This is a genomic window from Micromonospora sp. M61, from assembly GCF_018070245.1.
In the GTDB taxonomy this organism is placed as follows: Bacteria; Actinomycetota; Actinomycetes; order Mycobacteriales; family Micromonosporaceae; genus Micromonospora; species Micromonospora zamorensis.
The window spans coordinates 1-16963 of the sequence record NZ_JAGPYA010000026.1; the positions used below are offsets into that span (position 1 = coordinate 1).

Genomic DNA, 16963 nt, shown 5'->3' on the forward strand with positions numbered 1-16963 from the left:
ACCGCAACGACTCACTCGCAGCCCGACCCAACCCGATCTGCTCCCGCTCAAACGGACTCAACCTCGACGCCATAACCACCCCAACGAACATCACGGAAGGGTGTTGCAACCACCGGTTGAGCCCGCCGCGCTGACGGAAAGTGTCCAAGGTCTGCCGGGCCTGGTTGTCGGTGTTCTTGTGGTTGTGCGGGATATGCCGCTGGCCGGCACCCCGGGTGGGGGTGCCGGCCAGCTGTGCTGTGCGGTGTGTGTTGGTGGGTCAGCTGTTCCAGTGCTGGCCGACCAGGTCGGTGGCCTGCTGTTCCCACTGGGCGTAGGCGTCGGGGTAGGCGGAGACCTGGACGGTCTGCGCGGCGTCGGTCAGCGCCATGTCCTGCCAGCCGTCGACCTGGCGGAGGCCCTTGAGGAACGCGGTGGTGGAGTAGGCGGGGTCGGTGATCTGCTCCGGGGTGCCCCAACCACTGGTCGGGCGCTGCTGGAACAGGCCCAGCGAATCATGGTCATTGGCGTCGCCGAGGTGGCCCAGGTTCTCCAGCTTCGACTCCTGCAGGCTCGTCGCGATCGAGATCACCGCGGCGCGCTCAGGCAGGCCGGCCTTCTTCGTGGCGGCGATGATCGCCTTGACGTTGGCGGTCTGCTCATCGTTGAGGGTGATGTGGGACTGGTCGCCCTGGGGCTTCGGGGCGGCCGACTGCACCGCCACCGCGACCGGCTTGGCATCCACGGGGTTGGCGTGGGCGGCGATCGGGCCGGCGAAGACACCACCGGCGAACGCGAGACCAGCAACAGACACCATGCTCTTACGGAAGATCGTGTTCATGGGGGTAGCTCCTTCGGGGGTAGGAAACACCCGCACCGCCAATGGGGGTCGGCGACACAAGGGGTGTGAGCACCTCGTCCGGCGCTGCATCAAACAAAGGAAAAAAGTCTTAGGGAGATCGGCACCGCCAAGCGGGGGGGCTTGCGGGGGCCGGGTCGGCGGCCTGCGAGCCGGAGGGCTCGGGCGCCGGGTCCATGTGTAACGACCGGGGGTCCGGGGTCATTCCGGGGGCCGGGTCATTCCGTGGCACCCGATGGGGCGGGGCTGGGGAGGCTTCAACGATGCGGGCCGGGTCGGCATTCCAACCCCGCTACCAACCCGTAGGCGGGGCGGTGAGGCGGTGGTCCTGCGATCATCAGAGTGTGTAACGACCCCGCCCCGGCCATCATTCCGACCCACCGGTGCACCCGGTCACAGGCCAAACGCCCCGAACCTCGTACCGCGGCCATCGGCGCTCTCGGCTCAACCCCTCAGACCGGACAAACCTCCCATACGGCGGCGCGGCCGGCCTCAGCCCGTTCCGTTCTGGGCATGATCCACTCGGCTTTGCCAATATCGAGGTGTCCGAGACGGCGGGACACCCCGACATCATTGAACTCGTGTCGATCATGCGGATGTTGGAGCTTTCCACGGGCCCGGGCGGGGGAGGCCGAGCCGCCTAGGACCCGGGGATGTTGAGGCCGCCCAGGGGTGGAGACGTCGAAACCGCGCCCCCGAACCAGGGACGCGGTTTCGCGGACGTCAGGTATGTGTCGGGTCAGGCGACGTTGCGTTGGGCTGGGACGGTCGACTTGTGCGGGTGACCCAGTCGGGCCTCCAGCCGTGCGACGTCGACCCGGGCGTGCCGGCGGTCTGCCAGGTCCTCCCAGCCGACGGCGAGCAGTCGCAGTCGTTCCGACTCGCTGAAGCCGCCCCACACGCCGTACGGCTCACGGACCGACAGCGCGTGTGCGGCGCACTCGGCCCGGACCGGGCAGGCGCGACAGACCGACTTGGCGGCGGACTCGCGACGCAGTCGGGAGGAGCCACGCTCGCCGTCCGGGTGGAAGAACTGGGCGCTGTCCCGCCCTCGGCAGGCACCGAGCCGTTGCCAGTCCCAGAGATCGACGATGGGTCCGGGCAGTCTACGTACGTTCGACATCAGCACCCCTCCTCCCGCGCGGCTCCGCGAGAATCCTTGTGGCCGGCATCCGTGCGGCGGGCCGCGCAGGCGCACCGTTCCCGGCCTGGACCTCCCGGTACCCGGGCCGCAGCCGACTCACACGTGTGTGATCGAAAACGTCCTACAAATTGCGGCTTTTGCCCTATCTGTCGGAAAAGTTCGAAGGATTGCCGGGAACCCCCTCCCGAGCCGACCCCGTCATGGTCTGCTCGTTGGCGGAGAGGAGACCACAGTGCGTACCGTCCTTGTGTGCGTTCGGACACCACTCGCGGCCCAGCACCTTGCTTCTGCTGCCGCGCGGCTGGGGTTGTCAGCAATTGTTCGTACCGCAGTCTCCGATCCTGAGGTGATGCTGCGGCTGGCCGAGCGACCGGCCGACGTGGTGTTGGCCGACACGGCCCTCACCCGGCCGGACAGCGCCGGCTTCGTTCGTCGGGTCCTGGCCCGCGCGCCGCAGGCCGCGGTGCTGCTGCTCGGCACCGAAGAGTCCGAGGCGGCGGCGGCCACCATCAGCGCCGGTGCCCGCGGTCTCATTCAGAACGTCGACCACGACCTGACCAGCGCGGTGGCCAAGGCCCTCCTGCTGCTCACAGCGCCCGGCCGGGCCTCCCGGCAGCGGATCACCGATCCGGCCCGGGATGCCGCGGCGGTAGGCGGTTCTGGTCGCTCCGGGCCGTCCCCGCGTGGCTCCGGCGAGCCCGGCTGGCCGGCAACGCCCGGCGACGGGTCGGCGGGGATGCCGTCGGTGCCGGTGCAGCGGGGGGACGACGAGGCCGAGTCGGCGACCGGCGAGTCGTCGGCGGATCAGACCGATCCGGCCCGGCCGGCTGCGAACGCCCGGCCCACCCGGGCGTCGATCGGGCTCACCGAGCGCGAGCTTCAGGTGCTGCTCGGCATGGCCGAGGGTAAGAGCAACGCGGAGATCGGCCGGGAGTTGTTCGTCTCGGAAGACACGGTCAAGACGCACGCTCGCCGGTTGTTCCGCAAGCTTGGGGCCCGGGACCGGGCGCACGCGGTGGCAGCCGGCTTCCGCGCCGGGCTGGTCGCCTGAGGGTCACGCCACGGTCACCGGCACGCGCCACGCCGCACTCCACCGGCAGGCGCCACGCCGCGCTGCGCCGCACTCCACCGGCACGCGCCACGCCGCGCTGCCGCGCAGTCATCGGCGAGCGCCACGCCGCACGTCACGGTCACCGGCAGGCGCCGCACGGCACCATCAAACGGCGTCCACGCACCCGACCGTCACTGCGTTGCGGTCGGGGTGCCCGGCTCGTCCTCGGTGCCCTCGGTCAGGGTGTCGTGCACGCCGTCGGCGTAGCCCCGGGCGTAGTCCCAGGTCACGTAGTGGTCCGGGTCGGGGTCGTACGCGGGCTCGTGCACCCGGGGGCGGCCCGAGTTGAGCAGGTGGCGCAGGTTGCCCCGGAGCAGGTCCCAGTCGAAGTAGTGGGGCTCTCGGCAGTCCTCGCATTCGATCACCAGGCCACGGACCCCGATCGGGGCGAGCAGGGCCTGGTAGATCTCCAGGTCGGCGAGGTCTTCCAGCACGTCCTGCCGCTCGACGTCGGTCAGCGGATCCGGCGTCGGGTCATCGCCCGGCTCATCCAGACCCGCTGTGGGATCGGCCGGGTCGCCATTGAACGGGTCGATGGGCTCGTCGTGCACCCCTTCACCGTAGACCCAACGCGGCGCGGACGTCCGCCCCCCGGGCCGTGCGCCGGGCCGGGCCGCCACAGACGGGTCGCCCAGGTCACTGGGTACGATGAGGCGACGTGCCGGCACCGTGGCGCGCTCCGGTGCCCGCCCGCGCCACCTCGCTGAAGCCCATCCGAGCAGCTCAGGGGAGCAATCGTGGAAAATTCGCCCAGCACCGATCTTCCGGCCGGCGTGGAGCACGCCGACCTGGGCGGCCACCTGCCCGAGCTGCCGGCTGGCTCCGCCCGGGTGGTTCCGCTCGGCCTCACCTTCGACGACGTGCTGCTCCAGCCGGGCGAGTCGGACGTGGTGCCCAGTCGGGTCAACACCCGGACGAAGCTCACCCGCAACGTCGAGTTGTCCATTCCGCTGCTCTCCAGCGCGATGGACACGGTGACCGAGGCCCGGATGGCGATCGCCATGGCCCGCCAGGGCGGCATCGGCGTGTTGCACCGCAACCTCTCGATGGAGGACCAGGCGCTCCAGGTCGACCTGGTCAAGCGCTCCGAGTCCGGCATGATCACCAACCCGGTGACCGCCAGCCCTGACGACACGCTGCGCGAGGTCGACGAGCTGTGCGGGCGTTACCGCATCTCCGGCGTCCCCGTGGTGGACGGCGACGGCCAGCTGGTCGGCATCGTCACCAACCGCGACATGCGTTTCGTCTCCGAGCCGGACACCCCGGTCCGCGAGATCATGACCCACACCCCGCTGGTCACCGCCCGGGTGGGCGTGAGCAAGGACGACGCTCTCGCGCTGCTGCGCCAGCACAAGGTCGAGAAGCTGCCGATCGTCGACGAGTCGGGCCGGCTGCGTGGCCTGATAACCGTGAAGGACTTCACCAAGAGCGAGCAGTACCCGGACGCCAGCAAGGACGACGCCGGCCGCCTCCGGGTCGCCGCCGCCATCGGCGTCGGTGAGGACTCGTACAAGCGGGCCCGTGCCCTGGTCGACGCGGGCGTCGACGTGCTGATCGTGGACACCGCGCACGGTCACCAGCGGGCCGTGCTGGACATGGTCCGCCGGCTCAAGGCCGACGTCACTGTCGACATCATGGGCGGCAACGTGGCCACGTACGCCGGCGCGAAGGCGCTGGTCGACGCCGGCGCCGACGGCGTCAAGGTGGGCGTGGGTCCGGGCGCGATCTGCACCACCCGGATCGTCGCCGGTGTCGGTGTGCCGCAGGTGACCGCGATCATGGAGGCGGCCCGTGCCGCCCGGCCGGCCGGCGTGCCGGTGATCGGCGACGGTGGCATCCAATACTCCGGCGACATCGCCAAGGCCCTGGTGGCCGGCGCCGACACGGTGATGCTCGGCAGCCTGCTGGCCGGCTGCGAGGAGAGCCCCGGCGAGCTGATCTTCGTCAACGGCAAGCAGTTCAAGACCTACCGCGGGATGGGGTCGCTCGGCGCGATGCAGTCCCGGGGTCAGGCCAAGTCGTACAGCAAGGACCGCTACTTCCAGCAGGACGTGCTCAGCGACGACAAGCTCGTCCCGGAGGGCGTCGAGGGTCAGGTGCCCTACCGGGGGCCGCTCTCCCGGGTCGCCCACCAGCTGGTCGGCGGTTTGCGACTGGCCATGGGATACGCCGGTGCGGAGAACATCCCCGATCTGCACCGCCGGGGCCAGCTCATCCGGATCACCGCGGCCGGGCTGAAGGAGAGCCACCCGCACGACATCCAGATGACTGTCGAGGCGCCCAACTACCACACCCGCTGACCCACCACCCCCAACCATCTGGAGTCCCCCATGCGTGACGTGGTCGAGATCGGGCTGGGCAAGACCGCGCAGCGCGGCTACCACCTGGACGACATCGCCATCGTGCCGAGCCGCCGGACCAGGGACGTCGACGACGTCTCCACCTCCTGGCAGCTCGACGCGTACCCGTTCGGTATCCCGTGCGTCGGCCACCCCTCCGACGCCACCATGAGCCCGGCGTCGGCGGTGCGGCTCGGTGAGCTCGGCGGCCTCGGTGTGCTCAACGTCGAGGGGCTCTGGACCCGCTACGAGAACCCGACCAAGGTGCTGGAGGAGCTGGCCGGCCTCGACGAGGACGCCCGCGCCACCAAGAAGCTCCAGGAGGTGTACGCCGAGCCGATCCGCCCGGACCTGATCGCCGAGCGGGTTCGTGAGCTGCGCGCCGGTGGCGGCACTGTGGCGGTGCGGGTCTCCCCGCAGCACACCCTGGCGCTGGCTCCGGTGATCCTGGACGCCGGGGTGGACATCCTGGTCATCCAGGGCACCATCGTCTCGGCCGAGCACGTGTCGACCACCGATGAGCCGTTGAACCTCAAGGAGTTCATCGCCGACCTCGACCTGCCGGTGATCGTCGGCGGTTGCACGGACTACAAGACCGCCCTTCACCTGATGCGTACCGGTGCGGCCGGGGTCATCGTGGGCATCGGTGGCGACGAGTGGTCGACCACCGAGTCGGTGCTGGGGATCCGGGTGCCGATGGCGACCGCGATCGCGGATGCGGCGGCGGCCCGCCGCGACTATCTGGACGAGACCGGCGGCCGGTACGTGCACCTCATCGCCGACGGTGACATCCAGACCTCGGGTGACATCGCCAAGGCGCTCGGCTGCGGTGCGGACGCGGTGATGCTCGGTGAGCCGCTGTCGCTCTGCGAGGAGGCCCCCGCCGGTGGTGCCTGGTGGCACTCGGCGGCAAGTCACCCGTCGCTGCCTCGGGGCGCGTTCGAGGTTGCCGGTGAGCCGCTCGGGTCGATGGAGGAGCTGCTCTTCGGGCCGGCTGACGAGGCCGACGGCCAGCTCAACCTGTTCGGTGGGCTGCGTCGGGCGATGGCCAAGTGCGGTTACCGCGACCTGAAGGAGTTCCAGAAGGTCGGCCTGGTCCTCGACCGCTGACCCTTCTCTCAGACGCCGGAAGGCCGGCCCCGCGGTGCTGCGGGGCCGGCCTTCGTCGCGTTCAGCCGGGAGTCACTTGTCCAGGTAGATGGTCAGGTCGGACATGTTGCGGTAGCTGATCGCCGCGAAGTCGAGCGACTGGCCCTTGTTGTCGGCACCGCCGGGGGCGGTGTCCATCTCCCAGTTGGCGTGGTGGAAGTTCCGCTCGCCGATGGTCTGGAAGAACTGCTGGAAGTTGAGGTCACCCTCGCCCAGCGGGGTCATCTGGTATCCGTTGGGAACACTGGTGTCCCGGTCGCCGTCCTTGGCGTGGAAGAGCGGGAACCGGGTGGTCCGGTCGGCCACGGTGAGGATCGGGTCGAACAGGTCGGTCACTTCCTGGCCGGCCGGGTCGACGTACTTCTGGTGCTTGTAGCGGGCCACGTAGGCCCAGTAGATGTCGAGCTCGAAGAAGACGTACCGCGGGTCGGTGATCTCGAAGAAGTACTCCAGCCGGCGGATGCCGGACGACCGGGTCTGCCGGCCCTGCGCGTCGCGCGGGCCACGGTCGATCAGGAAGCTGTACGCGGCGTCGTGGTTGTGCGTGTACAGCCGCATGCCCCGGGCCCGTGCCTGCCGGCCCAGCTCGTTCCAGATGTCGGCGGCGGCGTCCCACTCGGCCTTGTACGCGCTGCTGGTCGGGTCGCTGCCGGTGCCGATGTTCTTCATGCCGAGTTCCTCGGCGATGTCGAGCTGCTGCTGGAAGGTGGCCGGCTGGATCGAGGTGTGGGTGCCGTTGGCCACCAGACCGTTGTCGTCGAGGATCTTGCGGATCTCGGTGGGGGTGATCTGCCGGCCGAGGATCTCGGTGCTCTGCGTGTAGCCGGCGAACTCGATCTCCTTGTAGCCGATCTCGGCGAGCCGGGCGAGGACGCGCTCGAAACCGTAGGGCACTCCACTGTCGTCGGGCGCGGCGGTGATCCGGTCGCGGACGCTGTAGAGGATGATGCCGCGGTTCTTCGCCGGGATCAGCGGCTCGACCCGCAGCTTGCCCTTGGGTTTGGCGAGCGCGGGGGTGCCGGTGGCGAGGACCGGTAGGCCGGCCGCGCCGATCGCGGCGGCTGCGCCGGCGGACGCGGCGAGCAGGGACCGACGGCTGAGTCGGCCGGTGGGGGTGGCGTCGGGTGCGGTGTGGTCTGGCATGGTTCCACCTTTCGCGACGGTGGTCGGAGATCGACACTAACGTCGGTCAAAGTCGAAAGAAAGTACCGATCGACGGCTACTTTTGTTTGATTCAACGAAAGTTACTGATGATCGTCAATACGGGCCGTGTCGCCTGCGGCGCTGACTACGCTCGTCCTGACCGGAGGTACCGCAGGGGGTGTGCATGGTCCGGACCGGACGGAGATCGGCCGGCAGTCGGTTGGCCGCAATCGCCGCCACGCTGACCTGCGTCGTCGGACTGGCCACGACCGGTTGTACGGGCGACAGCGACGGGTTCAGCCCCGGCGCGGCCGACGCGGGCGACCCGTACGTGCCGGGGCGCGGCAACGGCGGCTACGACGTCTCGCACTACGACCTCGACGTTCGCTACGACCCGTCGACGGACCGGCTGAACGGTCGCGCCGTCATCACGGCCACGGCCACCCAGGACCTGTCCCGGTTCAACCTGGACCTGGCCGGCCTGACCGTCAGCGCGGTCACCGTTGCCGACGCACGAGCCGACCACCGGCGCGGCGACGGCGAGCTGGTGGTGACCCCGCGCGCCGGGCTCCCGCGCGGCCGGCAGTTCACCGTGGCGGTCGACTACGCGGGTGTGCCCACGGCTGTGGTCGACGGGTCGTTGGGCAGCGGGGGTTTCCTGCACACCGCCGACGGCGCTGTCGCACTTGGCCAACCCGACTCGGCCGCCACCTGGTTCCCGGTCAACGACCACCCGTCGGACAAGGCCACCTACGACCTGGCGGTGACCGTCCCGGATGGCCTGGCCGCACTGAGCAACGGTGTGCCCGGCCCGAAGAGCAGCGCCGACGGCTGGACCACCTGGCACTGGTCGGAGCGAGCCCCGATGGCCAGCTACCTGAGCACCCTGGTGATCGGCGACTACCGGGTGGTGACCGGCACGCACGCCGGCCGACCGATGGTCACGGCGGTGGCGGCGAGCCTGCCCGCGAACGGCGGCGCGGCCAGCTCACTGGCCCGCACCGGGGCGATCGTCGACTTCCTGGCCAGCCGGTTCGGCCCGTACCCGTTCGACTCGTACGGCGGGATCGTGGTCGCCGACGACCGGATCGGGTACGCGCTGGAGACCCAGTCCCGCCCGGTCTACGGGCCCGCCTTCTTTGCGGACGACCAACCCAACCCGAGCGTTGTGGCGCACGAGCTGGCCCACCAGTGGTTCGGCGACAGTGTGTCGTTGACCAGGTGGAGCGACATCTGGCTCAACGAGGGCTTCGCCAGCTACGCGGAGTGGCTGTGGGAGGAGCACGACGGCGGCCGGACCGCGCAACGCAACTTCGAGCTCCAGTACGCGGCGACCGACTGGTCGCAGCCGTCGGTCGAGCCGGGCCGGGAGTCGATGTTCGGCACGGCCGTCTACAAGCGGGGGGCACTCGCAGTGCACGCGCTGCGTCGGACCGTCGGTGACGACACGTTCTTCCGCCTCCTGCGGACCTGGACCAGCGAGCGGGCGGCGGGCAACGCGACCACCTCGGACCTCGTCGCGCTGGCCGAGCGGGTGGCGGGGCGGCAGCTTCGACCGCTCTTCGACGCCTGGTTGGTGGGTGGATCAGCGCCCACACTGCCGTGACGGAGCCGTGATGGCCGGTCGATATGCTCCCGCCTGCGGACGGCGGGGGACCGTACGTGCGCGCGGAGCGGTGGACGCCGTCACCGCGACCGTACCGGGGAGGGTTCGAGATGCGGGTGACGCGGCACGACCTACGGATGGGCGTCGGTCTGTTGGTGACCGGGGCGCTCGCACTGTCCGGATGCGACTCGTCGGCCCCGGAGGCGGCGTCGGCGCCGAGCGCGTCGCCCACCCCGGCACGGACGTTCAATGCCGGTGCCGAGGGGGTCGGGGACGCCTACTTCCCGACCTACGGCAACGGCGGCTACGACGTCGGGCGGTACACGGTCAAGGTGCGCTACGACCCGGCGAAGGACCGGTTGACCGGTACGACCACGGTGCAGGCCACCGCGACGACCGACCTGTCGACGTTCAACCTCGATCTGGCCGGCCTGACGGTCACCACGGTCACCGTGGACGGCGCGCCGGCCACCCATGAGCGGAAGCGGAACGAGCTGGTGGTCAAGCCGGCCTCCGGCCTGATCAACGGCAACGGGTTCGTCGCCGAGGTCACCTACGAGGGTGTGCCGAAGCCGCTGAAGAACGAGACGCTCGGTGAGGGCGGGTTCCTGCACACCCCGGACGGTGCCATCGCCCTGGGCCAGCCCGAGTCGGCCAGCACCTGGTACCCGGTCAACGACCACCCGTCCGACAAGGCGGCGTACGACTTCGAGGTCACAGTGCCCGACGGTCTGACCGCGGTCAGCAACGGCGTGCCGGGCGGCAAGGCCAGCAAGGACGGCTGGACCACCTGGAAGTGGTCGGAGAAGTCGCCGATGGCGAGCTATCTGAGCACGCTGGTGATCGGCAAGTTCCGGATCACCACCGGCGAGCACAAGGGTCGCCCGGTCTACAACGCGGTCGCCACCAACGTGGCCAAGGGCGCGGCCGACACGTCGATCGCCCAGACCGTCAAGGTGGCCGACTATCTGGAGAGCGTGTTCGGGCCGTACCCGTTCGACGCGTACGGCGGTGTGGTGGTCACCGACAGCCGGATCTCGTACGCGCTGGAGACGCAGAGCCGCCCGGTCTACTCCGCCGGCTTCTTCCGGCAGGGCGAGAACACCGAGGTGGTCGCGCACGAGCTGGCGCACCAGTGGTTCGGTGACAGTGTCGCGCTGGCCAGGTGGGAGGACATCTGGCTCAACGAGGGCTTCGCGACGTACGCGGAGTGGCTCTGGGCCGAGCACACCAGGACGTACACGGCCAAGAAGGCCTTCGACAACCGGTACGCCCGGATGTCCGCTCAGGTGTGGAAGACGCCGCCGGGCAAGCCTGGTGCCAAGGAGTTGTTCAGCGAGTCTGTCTACCAGCGCGGCGGCATGACCCTGCACGCCCTGCGGGTGGCTGTGGGCGACAAGGCGTTCTTCGAGATCGTCAAGACCTGGGCGGCGGAGAAGCGCAACGGCACCGCCACCACGGCGGAGTTCGTCGCCCTCGCCGAGCGCGTCTCCGGCAAGCAGCTCGACGCGCTCTTCGACGCCTGGTTGTACGGCACGAAGAAGCCGGCCCTGCCCAAGCGGCTCTGAGCGGGGTCAGTTCTTGACGACCAGGGTGGGGTTGGCGGCGAGGTAGGCGTCGGCGCGGCCGGCGCGGAGTTCGGTGATGAACTTCCGGCCGACGGCGGTGAGCTGTTCGCCGCGGTAGGCGCTGCCCTTGCCGACGCCGGACCCGGGCAGGCCGACGAGCACGAACTTGTTCTCCGGCATCCCACCGAGGGCGTACGCGATGTCGACGATCCGCCGCCCACCCACGTAGATCAGCGTGTTACCCAGCGCCGCGACGACCTGGTCGACCCGCTCCGGTTGCCGGGCCAGGCCCTCGTCCAGGATCTTGCTGGTCAGCGCCTTGATCAGTTGCTGTTGGTGACGCTGCCGGGCGTAGTCGCCGCCGGTGATGTAGCGCTGCCGCGCGTAGTCCAGTGCCTGCCAGCCGTTGAGGTGCTGCTCGCCCTTCTCGTAGACCTGCTGCGGACCGGTGTAACCGCCCGGCACGCTCTCCCGGTATTTGCCGTCCGGTCGGCGGTGCATCGACTCGACCCGCTGGTCGACGTAGATGTCCACCCCGCCCAGCGCGTTGACCAGCTTGTCGAACCCGTTGAACGTGAGCACCGCACCGGCGTCGATCCGCAGCCCGGTGTACCCGGCGACCGTGCTGCGCAGCAGCTCGTACCCCTGGGCGGTGCTCGGCTCCTTGGGTTTGCCCGGCACCCGGCTGCCGAAGCTCATCGCGTGGGTGAGCTTGGTCTTGCCGCCCTTGTAGCCGGCCTTCGGGAACGCCGGGATGTCCACCAGCAGGTCGCGGGGGAGCGAGAAGAGGTACGCCCGGCCCAACCCCTTCGGCACGTGCAGCACCAGCACGGCGTCCGAGTGCGGTTCCCATCCGGGCACGCTGACCCGGGTGTCCACGCCGACCAGCAGCAGGTTGAGCGGGCCGGTGATGTCCGCGCCCGGCGGTGGGCCGCTGGGGCTCGGGGTGGGCGTCGGAATCGGCGTCGGCGTCGGCGAGCCGGCCACCGGAGCGCCGCCCGGCTTGTTGTCGCTGGTCAGCCGGGTGATCACCACCGCCCCGGCCGCGATCAGCGCGACGGCCGCGAGGGCCGTCAACCCCAGCAGCAACCACCGTCGGCGCGGTGCCATCGACCCGAGGATCATCTGAAAATTCCCTCCACCTGTCTGGTGAACAACGCTCCGACGGGTGCTCCGGGTTGCGGCCGGAAGGCGCCGGGTCGGTCGGCCGGAGCATGATCGCGCGAAATCGGGCGCTAGCGCGAGCGCTACTGGCGAGTAATGATGCATCCATGCGGTATGACGTGGTCGTCATCGGGTCCGGCTTCGGCGGCAGCGTCACCGCGCTCCGCCTCTCCGAAAAGGGCTACTCCGTCGCTGTGCTGGAAGCCGGCCGACGCTTCGCCGACGACGAGTTCCCGCAGACGTCCTGGCGTGCCCGCCGGTTCCTGTGGGCGCCGAAACTGGGCTGCTACGGCATCCAGCGGATCACCCTGCTCCGCCCGGCCGCGAAGCGCTCCGGCGGTGGTGTGCTGGTGCTCTCCGGAGCCGGGGTGGGCGGCGGCTCACTGGTCTACGCGAACACCCTCTACGAGCCGCTGCCGCCCTTCTACACCGACCCACAGTGGCGGGACATCACCGACTGGCGCGACGAGTTGGCCCGCCACTACGACCAGGCGAAGCGGATGCTCGGCGTCACCACGTACCCGGTGAACACCGGCGCGGACCGGGCCATGCGGGCGGTGGCCGAGCGGATGGGGGTGGGGCACACCTTCCACGCCACCCCGGTGGGCGTGCACATCGGCCGCCCCGGCGAGCGGATCGCCGACCCGTACTTCGGCGGCGCCGGGCCGGAGCGCACCGGCTGCTCGCACTGCGGCGGGTGCATGACCGGCTGCCGGCACGGGGCGAAGAACACCCTGGTCAAGAACTATCTCTGGCTCGCCGAGCGGCTGGGCGCCGTCGTGCACCCGCTGACCACGGTGACTGCCGTCAAACCCGCCGCGGAGGGCGGGTACGAGGTGCACACCGTCCGCACCGGCGCCTGGGTGCGTCACCGCCGCCAGGTGATCCACGCCGACCAGGTGGTGTTCGCCGCCGGAGCGCTCGGCACCCAACGGCTGCTGCACGCGATGAAGGACGACGGCGTGCTACCCGGGCTCTCGCCCCGCCTGGGCGAGCTGACCCGGACCAACTCCGAGGCGATCCTGGGTGCCTCGGTGGCACGCCAGCAGGCCCGGGCCGAAGGGCTGGACTTCACCGACGGCGTGGCGATCACCAGCTCGTTCCACCCCGACCCGCAGACCCACATCGAACCGGTCCGCTACGGGCGCGGCTCCAACGCGATGGGGCTGCTCCAGTCGCTGCTGGTCGACGGCGGTCCCCACCGGGTACGCCGCTGGCTGGGCAGCATCGTGCGCCAGCCACGGCTGGCCGCCCGGATGCTGTCCGTGCGCGGCTGGTCGGAGCGGACGGTGATCGCCCTGGTGATGCAGTCGGTGGACAACTCACTGACCACCCGGTGGCGGCGCGGCCTGTTCGGTCGTCGACTGGTCACCGGCCCGGGCCACGGCACCCCGAGCCCGACCTGGATCCCGGCCGGCAACATTGCCGCCCGACTGCTCGCCGACGAGATCGGCGGCACCCCCGGCGGCTCACTCACCGAGCCGTTCGACATCCCGGTGACCGCGCACATCCTCGGCGGGGCGCCCATCGGCGCCACCCCGGCCGACGGGGTGGTCGACCCCTGGCACCGGGTGTACGGGCACCCCGGGCTGCACGTCGTCGACGGCGCTGCGGTCTCGGCCAACCTCGGCGTGAACCCGTCGCTGACGATCACCGCGCAGGCGGAACGGGCGATGTCCTTCTGGCCCAACCGGGGCGAGGAGGACCCCCGCCCGACGCTCGGGTCCCCGTACCGCCGGCTGGCACCCGTACCCCCGCACCACCCGGCGGTGCCGACGGACGCCCCGGGCGCGCTGCGGCCCTGAGGCCGGCGGGCGCGGGGGGCGAGCCGGTGCCGGGCGCGGCCGTGACTGTCGGTAGGATTTGCGCACATGAGCCTGCCTCGCCCCGTCCTCGTGGTGGACTTCGGAGCCCAGTACGCCCAGCTCATCGCGCGCCGGGTCCGTGAGGCGAAGGTCTACTCCGAGATCGTGCCGCACTCGATGCCGATCGCCGAGATGCTGGCGAAGAACCCCGCCGCGATCATCCTCTCCGGTGGCCCCGCCAGCGTCTACGCAGTTGACGCGCCGCAGATCGACGCGGGCGTGTTCAGCGCCGACGTGCCGGTCTTCGGCATCTGCTACGGCTTCCAGGCGATGGCCCAGGCGCTCGGCGGCACTGTCGCGAAGACCGGCAACCGCGAGTACGGCGGTACGCCGCTGCGCCCCCGCCTGCTCGAACCCGGTGTGCTGCTGCGCGACCTCCCGGCGGACCTGCCCGTCTGGATGAGCCACGGTGACGCCGTCACCGAGGCCCCCGCGGGCTTCACGGTGACCGCCGAGTCGGCGGGCGCGCCGGTCGCCGCCTTCGAGGACCTGGCCGGCCGGCGTGCCGGCGTGCAGTTCCACCCGGAGGTCGGGCACACCGCGCACGGCCAGGAGATGCTGACCCGCTTCCTGTACGACATCGCCGGCATCGAGCCGACCTGGACGCCCGAGAACATCATCGACGAGCAGGTTGCCCGGATCCGCGCCCAGGTCGGCGACAAGGAGGTCATCTGCGGCCTGTCCGGCGGGGTGGACTCCGCGGTCGCCGCCGCGCTGGTGCACAAGGCGGTCGGTGACCAGCTCACCTGCGTCTTCGTCGACCACGGCCTGCTGCGCGCCGGTGAAGCCGAGCAGGTGGAGAAGGACTACGTCGCCGCCACCGGCATCAAGCTGAAGGTGGTCGACGCCACCGACCGGTTCCTCGGCGCGCTGGCCGACGTGACCGACCCGGAGCAGAAGCGCAAGATCATTGGCCGGGAGTTCATCCGGGTCTTCGAGGCCGCCGCCCGCGAGATCGCCTCGCACGGCGACGTCGAGTTCCTCGTCCAGGGCACCCTCTACCCCGACGTGGTGGAGTCTGGCGGCGGCACCGGCACCGCCAACATCAAGAGCCACCACAACGTCGGCGGTCTGCCCGAGGACCTGAAGTTCGCCCTGGTCGAGCCGCTGCGCACCCTCTTCAAGGACGAGGTCCGGGCGCTCGGCCTCCAGCTGGGCCTGCCCGAGGCGATGGTCTGGCGCCACCCGTTCCCCGGCCCCGGCCTGGCCATCCGGATCATCGGCGCGGTCAACCAGGAGCGCCTCGACCTGCTCCGCGAGGCCGACCTGATCGCCCGCGAGGAGCTGACCGCCGCCGGCCTGGACCGCGGCGTCTGGCAGTTCCCGGTGGTGCTGCTCGCCGACGTCCGCAGCGTCGGTGTGCAGGGAGACGGGCGCAGTTACGGGCACCCCGTGGTGCTGCGCCCTGTCTCCAGCGAGGACGCCATGACCGCTGACTGGTCACGACTGCCCTACGAGGTGGTTGCCCGGATCTCCACCCGGATCACCAACGAGGTGGCTGAGGTGAACCGCGTGGTCCTGGACGTGACCAGCAAGCCGCCGGGCACCATCGAGTGGGAGTAGGCGCCGCTCAGGCGGCCGGCGGCGTGTTGAACGGGGTCGTCGGCGGGTAGGGCGGCGTCGGGGCGTTGGGCTGCGGCGCGGTGCCCGCCGGGTGCGGCCAGGCCGGCGCGCCGGTGGGCTCCTCCGGCATCAGGAACCACATGATCGGGTACGCGAACAGCGCCAGCCCGCCGGTGAGCAGGCCGCTGACCGCGAAGAGCACCCGGACCAGTGTGGGATCGATGGCGAAGTAGCGGCCGATGCCGCTGGCGACCCCCGCGATCATGCGGTCGGTGGTGGGTCGCCGGAGCTGCTTGTACGGGGCGTGGGGAGCGGTGGTCGATGTCATGACCCCACTGTCCGCGCTGGCGACCGGCCCGCCCTCGGTGACCGCCCGGATCCTTACCCTGACCGATCCCTGATCGGTGTCAGACAGTCAGGAATCCGACTCTTTTCCGTTCCGGTAACCAGGCGCGGGGAGAATTTGGTCCCGTGACCACCTTGCTGGAGCCGCTCCGCAGGATCGCGGCATACGCAGTTTGTGCTGATTCAAGAGGCCGAGTCTTGCTGGTCCGCGCATCGGAGCGCTCCGGCACCCCCGGCACGTGGTCGCTGCCTGGCGGGGCGGTCGACCACGGCGAGGACCCGAACCACACAGTCGTCCGTGAAACCGCCGCCGAAACCGGCCTCTCGGTCGCCGTCTCCGGCCTGGCCGACGTGCTCGCCGACATGCGCGCACTGCCGGACCGCGGCATCACCATCCACACCGACCGGTTGATCTACCGGGTGGCGGTGCGTGGCGGCACACTGGCCGACCGGGTCGGCGAGCGTCCCACCGACCTGGCCCGCTGGTACACGCTCGACGAGGCGCGCGAGCTGCCCCTGCGCTCGTTCACCGCACGCGCCCTCGGGCTGCCCGCCTCCTCGGCCGACGTGGTGCCCGACGAGGCACCCGAGTTCCCCTCGTTCTACGCGGTGCCCGGCCCGGACGGGCTGCACCGGGCGCAGCGCTTCGCCGCGTACGCCGTCTGCACCGACCCGGCCGGCCGGGTGCTGCTCACCCGGGTCTCCGACGGCTACCCCGGCGCCGGCTGCTGGCACCTGCCCGGCGGCGGCACCGACTACGGCGAGCAGCCCGGAGCGGCCCTCATCCGCGAACTGGTCGAGGAGACCGGGCAGACCGGCCGCCTGGTCGAGCTTCTCGGAGTGGCCAGCCACCGCGACGCCGCCTCACTCGGCCCCGAGGGCTACCCGATCGACTGGCACGGGGTGCGCGCCTTCTACCGCGTCGTCGTCGACCAACCCAACCCGCTGACCGTGGCCGACGTGGGCGGCTCCACCTGCGAGGCCCGCTGGTTCGGGCGGGAGGAGCTGGGCGCTCTCCCCACCCACCACCTCACCGAGGTGACCGCCGAAGCAGTCCAAGCCGCCCAGCTCACCTGATCCGTGGTCATCCCGGCCTCGTTCTGGCGCCGGTGTGACCTGCGGTGATGC

General features: G+C 70.7%; 14 protein-coding genes. 8 read left to right on the plus strand and 6 right to left on the minus strand.

Features of this window, described 5'->3' with window-relative positions; genetic code table 11:
• Nucleotides 1–259 precede the first annotated feature (259 nt).
• Together KBX34_RS16640 and KBX34_RS16645 are read right to left on the minus strand one after the other, a co-directional pair.
• Complete coding sequence (locus KBX34_RS16640) at nt 260–820, minus strand: hypothetical protein (protein ID WP_210925741.1); 561 nt, start codon at nt 818–820, stop codon at nt 260–262.
• Nucleotides 821–1577: 757 nt separating this feature from the next.
• Nucleotides 1578–1961 (minus strand): WhiB family transcriptional regulator, encoded by a 384-nt coding sequence (locus tag KBX34_RS16645; RefSeq protein WP_088952018.1) that lies wholly within the window; start codon nt 1959–1961, stop codon nt 1578–1580.
• Nucleotides 1962–2214: 253 nt separating this feature from the next.
• On the opposite strand from KBX34_RS16645, the gene KBX34_RS16650 reads away from it, so the two are divergent.
• Nucleotides 2215–3033: a helix-turn-helix transcriptional regulator gene (locus KBX34_RS16650; RefSeq protein WP_099848589.1), complete on the plus strand. Its 819-nt coding sequence runs from the start codon at nt 2215–2217 to the stop codon at nt 3031–3033.
• A 191-nt stretch (nt 3034–3224) separates the two neighbouring features.
• Here the strand turns inward: KBX34_RS16650 and KBX34_RS16655 are convergent, their stop codons facing one another.
• A complete protein-coding gene (locus tag KBX34_RS16655; protein ID WP_088950168.1) occupies nt 3225–3644 on the minus strand; it encodes a DUF5319 domain-containing protein in 420 nt (139 codons plus the stop codon).
• 186 nt (nt 3645–3830) lie between these two features.
• Here KBX34_RS16655 and guaB point away from each other — a divergent pair, with 186 nt between their 5' ends.
• Nucleotides 3831–5393 (plus strand): IMP dehydrogenase, encoded by a 1563-nt coding sequence (guaB, locus tag KBX34_RS16660; protein WP_088950167.1) that lies wholly within the window; start codon nt 3831–3833, stop codon nt 5391–5393.
• Between the two features lie 30 nt (nt 5394–5423).
• Nucleotides 5424–6542 carry a GuaB3 family IMP dehydrogenase-related protein gene (locus KBX34_RS16665; protein ID WP_088950166.1) on the plus strand — a complete coding sequence of 373 codons (1119 nt, stop codon included), beginning with the start codon at nt 5424–5426 and terminating at the stop codon, nt 6540–6542.
• Nucleotides 6543–6614: 72 nt separating this feature from the next.
• On the opposite strand, the gene KBX34_RS16670 is transcribed toward KBX34_RS16665, so the two are convergent.
• Nucleotides 6615–7724 carry a sugar phosphate isomerase/epimerase gene (locus KBX34_RS16670; protein WP_210925743.1) on the minus strand — a complete coding sequence of 370 codons (1110 nt, stop codon included), beginning with the start codon at nt 7722–7724 and terminating at the stop codon, nt 6615–6617.
• 184 nt (nt 7725–7908) lie between these two features.
• Between KBX34_RS16670 and KBX34_RS16675 the strand changes: the two genes are divergently transcribed.
• Nucleotides 7909–9330 carry a M1 family metallopeptidase gene (locus KBX34_RS16675; protein WP_210925746.1) on the plus strand — a complete coding sequence of 474 codons (1422 nt, stop codon included), beginning with the start codon at nt 7909–7911 and terminating at the stop codon, nt 9328–9330.
• 110 nt (nt 9331–9440) lie between these two features.
• Nucleotides 9441–10898 (plus strand): M1 family metallopeptidase, encoded by a 1458-nt coding sequence (locus tag KBX34_RS16680; RefSeq protein WP_210795192.1) that lies wholly within the window; start codon nt 9441–9443, stop codon nt 10896–10898.
• 6 nt (nt 10899–10904) lie between these two features.
• On the opposite strand, the gene KBX34_RS16685 is transcribed toward KBX34_RS16680, so the two are convergent.
• The gene (locus KBX34_RS16685) at nt 10905–12008 is read right to left on the minus strand and encodes an LCP family protein (protein WP_247668365.1); all 1104 of its coding nucleotides are present in this window, start codon (nt 12006–12008) and stop codon (nt 10905–10907) included.
• Between the two features lie 161 nt (nt 12009–12169).
• Between KBX34_RS16685 and KBX34_RS16690 the strand changes: the two genes are divergently transcribed.
• Nucleotides 12170–13867 carry an FAD-dependent oxidoreductase gene (locus KBX34_RS16690; RefSeq protein ID WP_210925747.1) on the plus strand — a complete coding sequence of 566 codons (1698 nt, stop codon included), beginning with the start codon at nt 12170–12172 and terminating at the stop codon, nt 13865–13867.
• Nucleotides 13868–13933: 66 nt separating this feature from the next.
• Complete coding sequence (gene guaA / locus KBX34_RS16695) at nt 13934–15490, plus strand: glutamine-hydrolyzing GMP synthase (RefSeq protein ID WP_099848573.1); 1557 nt, start codon at nt 13934–13936, stop codon at nt 15488–15490.
• A gap of 7 nt (nt 15491–15497) precedes the next feature.
• Here guaA and KBX34_RS16700 read toward each other — a convergent pair whose 3' ends face one another.
• Nucleotides 15498–15818, minus strand: coding sequence for a PspC domain-containing protein (locus tag KBX34_RS16700; protein WP_210925749.1), 321 nt, complete (start codon nt 15816–15818; stop codon nt 15498–15500).
• Nucleotides 15819–15961: 143 nt separating this feature from the next.
• Between KBX34_RS16700 and KBX34_RS16705 the strand changes: the two genes are divergently transcribed.
• Nucleotides 15962–16912 carry an NUDIX hydrolase gene (locus KBX34_RS16705; protein WP_099848569.1) on the plus strand — a complete coding sequence of 317 codons (951 nt, stop codon included), beginning with the start codon at nt 15962–15964 and terminating at the stop codon, nt 16910–16912.
• The last annotated feature ends 51 nt before the right edge of the window (nt 16913–16963 follow it).